At 70.0% G+C, this 6,811-nt stretch carries 6 protein-coding genes; 3 read left to right on the top strand and 3 right to left on the bottom strand.

Going from position 1 to position 6,811, the window contains the following annotated elements; all coding sequences use genetic code 11:
• Window positions 1–25 precede the first annotated feature (25 nt).
• The 3 genes from A7A76_RS11125 to A7A76_RS11115 form a co-directional block, all read right to left on the bottom strand.
• Window positions 26–1,093 (bottom strand): IS30 family transposase, encoded by a 1,068-nt coding sequence (locus tag A7A76_RS11125; protein WP_206411179.1) that lies wholly within the window; start codon window positions 1,091–1,093, stop codon window positions 26–28.
• 353 nt (window positions 1,094–1,446) lie between these two features.
• Entirely contained in the window at window positions 1,447–2,814 is a 1,368-nt protein-coding gene (gene mpl, locus A7A76_RS11120; protein WP_206411248.1) for a UDP-N-acetylmuramate:L-alanyl-gamma-D-glutamyl-meso-diaminopimelate ligase, read from the bottom strand.
• A 243-nt stretch (window positions 2,815–3,057) separates the two neighbouring features.
• On the bottom strand, window positions 3,058–3,636 hold the full coding sequence (locus tag A7A76_RS11115; protein ID WP_206411247.1) for an adenylate kinase: 579 nt from the start codon (window positions 3,634–3,636) through the stop codon (window positions 3,058–3,060).
• A gap of 187 nt (window positions 3,637–3,823) precedes the next feature.
• Here A7A76_RS11115 and A7A76_RS11110 point away from each other — a divergent pair, with 187 nt between their 5' ends.
• The 3 genes from A7A76_RS11110 to A7A76_RS11100 all read left to right on the top strand — a co-directional run bounded on the left by A7A76_RS11110 (window position 3,824) and on the right by A7A76_RS11100 (window position 6,772).
• Complete coding sequence (locus A7A76_RS11110; protein WP_206411246.1) at window positions 3,824–5,116, top strand: 6-phosphofructokinase; 1,293 nt, start codon at window positions 3,824–3,826, stop codon at window positions 5,114–5,116.
• 10 nt (window positions 5,117–5,126) lie between these two features.
• The gene (locus A7A76_RS11105) at window positions 5,127–5,981 is read left to right on the top strand and encodes a helix-turn-helix domain-containing protein (protein WP_206411245.1); all 855 of its coding nucleotides are present in this window, start codon (window positions 5,127–5,129) and stop codon (window positions 5,979–5,981) included.
• Between the two features lie 341 nt (window positions 5,982–6,322).
• Window positions 6,323–6,772, top strand: coding sequence for a VOC family protein (locus A7A76_RS11100; protein WP_206411244.1), 450 nt, complete (start codon window positions 6,323–6,325; stop codon window positions 6,770–6,772).
• The last annotated feature ends 39 nt before the right edge of the window (window positions 6,773–6,811 follow it).

Below are 6,811 nucleotides of genomic sequence, written 5' to 3'. Positions count from 1 at the left end.
TTGGCGGGGTCAAGCATCAAGTGCATCACCCCACCGCAATCACATCCTCAATGGAAAAGTTCACCGGGCGGCCATACAGCTTTTCCAGGAACACCTCCGCCGGCATGCGCACATCCATGCTCACGCGCGGTCGCATGTTCAACCGCCAGGCGATGCGGTCCAGATCCTGCTGGCTGTGCACCGACAGGTCGGACCCTTTGGGCAGGTATTGGCGCAACAGGCCGTTGATGTTCTCGCAGCGACCGCGTTGCCAGGGGCTGTGCGGATCGGCGAAATACACCTTCAATCCCAAGCCCTTGCTGAGCTGACGATGCAAGGCCATTTCCTTGCCTTGATCGTAGGTCAGCGTTTTGCGCAGTCTCGGCGGCAGCCGCGCGAAGGCCTGGGTGAAGCCCTCCAGCACGCCTTGGGCGGTAGCGTCGGGCAGCCGCACCAACATCACGAACAGACTTTGCCGACACACCAGCACGCCCACCGACGACTGGTTGCGGGCCCCCTTGATCAGGTCGCCCTCCCAATGGCCAGGGATCAACCGTTCCTCGACCTCGGGCGGACGGTCGTGAATGCTGGGCAGATCGCTCATTCGGCCTCGGCCGTCGGGCGTGCGGCGCTGCGGTCGCCGTGCCGCGTGCTTGTGTCGCAGCAGGAACTGGCGACGCAGTTCGCCGCGCGGCATCGCGTACAAGGCAGTGTAGATGGTTTCGTGGGACACGTGCCAGGCCGGGTCGTCGGGGTGCAGTCGATGCAGTTTGAGCGAGGCCTGCTGCGGCGACCAGCCGGCGCGCAGCAAGGCCACGACCCGAAGCCAAAGCGCGGTGCCGGCCCGTAGTTTGCGCCGTCGCCGCGGGCGCTGTCGCAGCTCCAACGCTCGCGCCTGCGCGGTGGCGGCCTCGTAGCCCGGCCGCTTGCGCGGACGTCCGATCAGGGGACGACCATTGCGAGGGCGGCCGCCATTACGGCGCAGCTCCCGGGTGATGGTGCTTTGCGCCCGCTGCAACTCGCGTGCGATTTGTCTCGCGCTGAGACCTTGGCGGACCCAGGCCATGATGGCGCCGCGTTCTTCGGGACTCAGGTGGGTGTAGTGGTGGCCCATGTGCACGACCTTACGGCGGGTGATGCACTTGAGTTTAGAAACCGCCGTTACTTTCTTCGGCAAGACAAAGAAAGTGACCCGGCCGCTTGCGGACGGAAGCCTTTGATCTTCGCGGGTCGTCAGGCGCAGCCAACGGGCTTAGGCGAGGTTCGTCGCAGGTGAGTTGGCGCGGTCGCGACTTGCGTCGCTCCTACAAGAGACGAAACCGGCCGGAGACCCTGTAGGAGCGGCGCGAGTCGCGACCGCGCCAATTCGATGACGACGCAGCTTCCCCCGTCGCAAAAACGCATTCAAAAGATCGAAACACAACGCCCCAAGCCGGCGAAAACGTTCCCCCGCCGGCCGCGCCGAATTCAGCGCTCCTGCAACACCGCAAAGAACCGCCGCGGCGCGCCGTCGAAACCGCCGTTGGACATGAACACCACGTGGTCGCCCGCGCGCACGCGCTCGCGCAACGCCGCGATCAGCGCGTCGGCGTCCGCGACCGCGACGCCTTCGCCGCGCAGGCCGGCGACGACCTTGCCCGCATCCCACGCCAACTCAGGACGATGCAGGAACACCACTGCGTCGGCCTCGCGCAACGACGGCGCCAGCGCATCGGCATGCGCGCCCAGGCGCATCGAATTGCTGCGCGGCTCCATCGCCACCACGATCCGCGCCGCGCCGACGCGCGCGCGCAAGCCGGCCAGGGTGGTCTCGATCGCGGTGGGGTGATGGGCGAAATCGTCGTAGACGGTGACGCCGCCGGCTTCGCCGATCACTTCCAGCCGGCGCTTGACGCTGCGGAAGTTCGCCAGCGCCGGCAGCACCGTCGCCACGTCCACGCCGACCGCGTTCGCGGCCGCCAGCGCGGCCAGCGCGTTCATCACGTTGTGCCGGCCCAGCAGCGGCCAGCGCACTTCGCCGATCTCGGCGCCGCGATGGAGCACCGCGAACGCGCTGCCGTCCTGCGCGATCAGGCGCGCGCTCCATTCGTAATCGCCGCCGTCCAGGCCGAAACGCTCGACCGGGGTCCAGCAGCCCATCGCCAGCACTTCGGCCAGACGCGCGTCCTCGCCGTTGACGATCAGGCGGCCGCGCCGCGGCACGGTGCGCACCAGATGGTGGAACTGGCGCTGGATCGCGGCCACGTCGGGGAAGATGTCGGCGTGGTCGTATTCGAGGTTGTTGAGGATCGCCACCAGCGGCCGGTAGTGGACGAACTTGCTGCGCTTGTCGAAGAAGGCGGTGTCGTACTCGTCGGCCTCGACCACGAACTCGCGGCCGGCACCGATGCGCGCGGACGCGCCGAAGTCCTCGGCGACGCCGCCGATCAGGAAGCCCGGCGCGCGGCCGGCGGCTTCCAGCAGCCAGGTCAGGATGCTGGTGGTGGTGGTCTTGCCGTGGGTGCCGGCGACCGCCAGGGTGTCGCGGCCCGGCAGCACCCGCTCGCTGAGCCACTGCGCGCCGGAGGTGTAGCGGCGGCCGTCGTCGAGCACCTGCTCCACCGCCGGGTTGCCGCGCGAGAGCGCGTTGCCGACCACGATCTGCTCGCAATCGGCGGAGATGTTTTCGGGCAGGTAGCCCTGGCGCAGGGCGATGCCGAGGCGTTCGAGCTGGGTCGACATCGGCGGATATACCGCCTGGTCGCTGCCTTCCACGTCGTGGCCGAGTTCGCGCGCGAGCGCGGCGACGCCGCCCATGAAGGTGCCGGCGATGCCCAAAATATGGAGCTTCAAGATCCGAGGTTCCAAAAGAGTTTACGAATGCCCAACGAAGCGACTCCCGCTGGCGCCAACTCCCCCTCTCCCGCCTGCGGGAGAGGGATGGGGTGAGGGCGCGCGCGCGCCGGCGGACGTCGAAAGCATCCTACCGCTGCGCCCGGCCTTCAATACCGGGATCTGGATTGGAACGATGACGGAGCATGGCCGTTCGCGGCCCTCACCCCAGCCCTCTCCCGCAGGCGGGAGAGGGAGCAAGGCCTTTCAGCCCACCGTCGGCGCGGGTTCCAGCGCCTCGATGATGCGGGTGAACACTTCGTCCAGCGAGCCGACGCCGTCGACGACGGTCAGGCGGCCGTGCTGGCGGTAGTACTCGATCACCGGCGCGGTCAGTTCGTCGTAGACCTTCAGGCGGGTGCGCACGGCTTCGGGGCTGTCGTCCTTGCGGCCCTGCTCGGCGGCGCGGCCGGCGATGCGCTGGACCAGCAGGTCGGTCGGCACTTCCAGCTGCACGGCGAAGTCCATCGGCTGGCCGATGCGCTTGAGCAGCGCGTCGAGCGCGTCGGCCTGGGCGAGGTTGCGCGGGTAGCCGTCGAGGATGAAGCCGCCGTGGGTGTCCGGGCGCGAGAAACGGTCCTCGAGCATGCCCAGCAGGATCTCGTCGCTGACCAGATTGCCGGCGTCCATCACCGCCTTGGCCTCCAGGCCGAGCTTGGAACCGGCCGCGACTTCGGCGCGCAACAGATCGCCGGTGGAAATGTGCGGCACCTGCAGGTGGTCCTTGAGCCGTGCGGCCTGCGTGCCCTTGCCCGAGCCGGGCGCGCCCAGAAGTACCAATCGCATCTACATCGCTCCTAGAAACAAATGAAATCCGTACGGCCGTCGCGCGCGGCGGCGGCCGTGGAGCCCGTTCGGCCGGCGCTGGGCTGGCCTGGATGCGGGGCGGCGCTACACTCGAAGCGGCCTGCCACCCGCCGGGCGGAATATTGCGGCCAGCTTACCGCAAACCGGCGCCAATCCTGGAATTCCCATGCCGACTGCCAAAACCGCCAGAAAATCCTCTGGCAAGATCGCCGGAAACCTGCTTTACGCGCAATCCGGCGGTGTGACCGCCGTCATCAACGCCACCGCCGCGGGGGTCATCGAGGCCGCCCGGGCGCGCAAGGTCCGGGTCCTGGCCGCGCGCAACGGCATCCTCGGCGCGCTGCGCGAGGAGCTGATCGACACCTCCAAGGAATCGGCCGCGGCGATCCGCGCGCTCGGCCATACCCCCGGCGGCGCGTTCGGCTCGTGCCGGCTCAAGCTCAAGGCGCTGGACGCCGACCGCGCCCGCTACGAGCGGCTGCTGGCGGTGTTCCAGGCCCACGACGTGCGCTGGTTCCTCTACAACGGCGGCAACGACTCGGCCGACACCGCGCTCAAGGTCTCGCAGCTGGCGGCCGAATACGGCTACCCGCTGACCTGCGTCGGCGTGCCCAAGACGGTCGACAACGACCTGGCGGTGACCGACTGCTGCCCGGGCTTCGGCTCGGCCGCCAAGTACACCGCGGTGTCGGTGCGCGAGGCCGCGCTGGATGTCGCGGCGATGGCCGAAACCTCGACCAAGGTCTTCGTCTACGAGGCCATGGGCCGCCACGCCGGCTGGCTGGCCGCCGCGGCCGGGCTGGCCGGCGACGGCGCCGACGCGGCCCCGCACCTGATCCTGTTCCCGGAACGCCCGTACGAGGAAGCCGACTTCTTCGCCAAGGTCAAAGCCACGGTCGAGCGCGTCGGCTACTGCGTGGTGGTCGCCAGCGAAGGCATCCAGACCGCGGACGGCCGCTTCGTCGCCGACGCCGGCGGCGGCAAGGACTCCTTCGGCCACACCCAGCTCGGCGGCGTCGCCTCGCACCTGGCCGGACGGGTCAAGGATGCCCTCGGTTACAAGGTGCATTGGGCGCTGCCGGATTATCTGCAGCGTTCGGCCCGGCATCTGGCGTCGAAGACCGACGTCGAACAGGCTCGCGCGGCCGGCAAGGCGGCGGTGGAGTACGCGCTCAAGGGCATGAACTCGGTGATGCCGGTGATCGTGCGCAGCTCCGACGCGCCGTACCGCTGGAAGATCGAGCCGGTGCCGCTGGACAAGATCGCCAACCGCGAGAAGAAGATGCCGGCGAACTTCATCCGCAAGGACGGCTACGGCATCACCGCGGCAGCGCGCAAGTATCTGGAGCCGCTGATCCGCGGCGAGGCGCCGCCGCCGTACGGGCGCGACGGCCTGCCGCAGTACGTGACGCTGAAGAACGCGGCGGTGAAGGTCAAGCTGCCGCCGTTCGAGGGCTGAGGGCGCCGCGGTGTCGGCCGGCGCGCCGTGGCTGCCGTCGTTGCGGCCGTGGATCGAAACGGTCTGGGCCTGCGCGCGCCCGGACGCGGCGCCGGCGCACGCGCGCGAGCACTCGCTGCCCAGCGGCGCGATGCATCTGGCGGTGCGCCTGGACGGCCCGCCGCTGCGGCTGTACGCCGGCGCCGACGATGCGCACGGCCGCGAGCACGGCCCGGCGGTGGTCGCCGGCGCGCGCGCCGGTTACTGCATCAAGGACGCCTCGCAGCCGGCCGCCTCGGTCGGCGCGGTGCTGCGGCCGGGCGCGGCGCAGGCCTTGTTCGGGGTGTCGGCGGGCGAGCTGGAAGGCGCGTATGTCGGCCTGGACGCGCTGTGCGGCGCGGCCGCGGCCGCCGAGTGGTACGAGCGGCTGGCCGCGCTGACCGATCCGATCCAGCGCCGGCAATGCTTCGAAGCGTTCCTGCACGCGCGGCTGCGGCCGGTGCGCGGGCTGGATCCGCAGATCCTGCGCGCGGCGCGCCGGCTCGACAGCGTCGCGGCGCCGGCCGCGGACGCCGACGAGCGCGTCGCCGCCTGGGTCCACGCCAGCGGCCGCAGCCACCGCCGCTTCATCGCCGGCTTCCGCGACGCCGCCGGGCTGAGCCCGAAACGCTACGCGCGGGTGCTGCGGTTCAAGCGCCTGCTGGCGGCGCTGGCGACGACGGCGCAGCCGGACTGGGCGCAACTGGCGCTGGCGACCGGCTATTGCGATCAATCGCACCTGATCCGCGAATTCCGCGAGTTCGCCGGGGTGTCGCCGCGGGCGTATCTGGCCGCGCGGGCGGTTTCGCCGCATCACTTGCCGATGCGTTCGCCTGGGCGTTCGTAGCGGCGCGATTGCGGTTGCGGCGCGAACTGCTGCTGCGCGGTCGCGACTCGCGTCGCTCCTACAGCGGGAAACAGGTGCGCTGGGTTCGTCGAAGCGACTGTAGGAGCGGCGCGAGCCGCGACCGCGACACTGCGCCTGCGGCGAAACCCTCTGCAACCCGCGCTTGGCGCATTCCATCCCGATTCCGGATTTTCGGCGCGAGCGGATGCTGCGCGGTCGCGACTTGCGTCGCTCCTACAGGGAGCCATCCGGCGATGCTGGCGGGTTGGGGTAAATTTCGTCCAATACGCGCGGCGCGTCCGGGCGCAGGCTGCGTCCACCTCATCGCTCAGGAGCCCGCCATGGCCGTGCACGAACTGTTTTCCTATCTCTGCGTCGGCGACGCCCAGGCCGCCGTCGAGTTCTATTGCAAGGTGTTCGATGCGACCGAGAAATTCCGCCTGGTCGAGCCCGGCGGCCGCATCGGCCATGTCGAGCTGGACCTGGGCGGCACCACGCTGATGCTATGCGAGGAGTTCCCCGAGGTCGACATCCGCCGCCCGGTCGCCGGCGCCGGGCACAGCCACACCCTGCACCTGCACGTGGACGATGCCGACGACGTGGTCGCGCGTGCGGTCGCCGCCGGCGCGCAGCTGGCGATGGCGCCGCGCGACCATTTCTACGGCGAGCGCTCGGGCACGGTGATCGATCCGTTCGGCCACCGCTGGAACATCGGCCACAGCATCGAGGCGATCGACCCGGAGGAAATGCAGCGCCGCTACGACCGCGACCCCGACTGCGGCGGCGCCTGACCCGCCGCCGGCCCGCCCCCGCGGGCCGGCGCGGCCGCC

This window comes from Lysobacter enzymogenes (assembly GCF_017168095.1).
Taxonomy (GTDB): Bacteria; Pseudomonadota; Gammaproteobacteria; order Xanthomonadales; family Xanthomonadaceae; genus Lysobacter; species Lysobacter enzymogenes_D.
This window is presented reverse-complemented; position numbering and strand designations above follow the sequence as displayed.

Coding starts and splice junctions, on each gene's coding strand:
- A7A76_RS11125 (WP_206411179.1), bottom strand. CDS start 1,093: ATGGGCCACCACTACACCCACCTGAGTCCCGAAGAACGCGGCGCCATC.
- A7A76_RS11115 (WP_206411247.1), bottom strand. CDS start 3,636: ATGCGATTGGTACTTCTGGGCGCGCCCGGCTCGGGCAAGGGCACGCAG.
- A7A76_RS11110 (WP_206411246.1), top strand. CDS start 3,824: ATGCCGACTGCCAAAACCGCCAGAAAATCCTCTGGCAAGATCGCCGGA.
- A7A76_RS11100 (WP_206411244.1), top strand. CDS start 6,323: ATGGCCGTGCACGAACTGTTTTCCTATCTCTGCGTCGGCGACGCCCAG.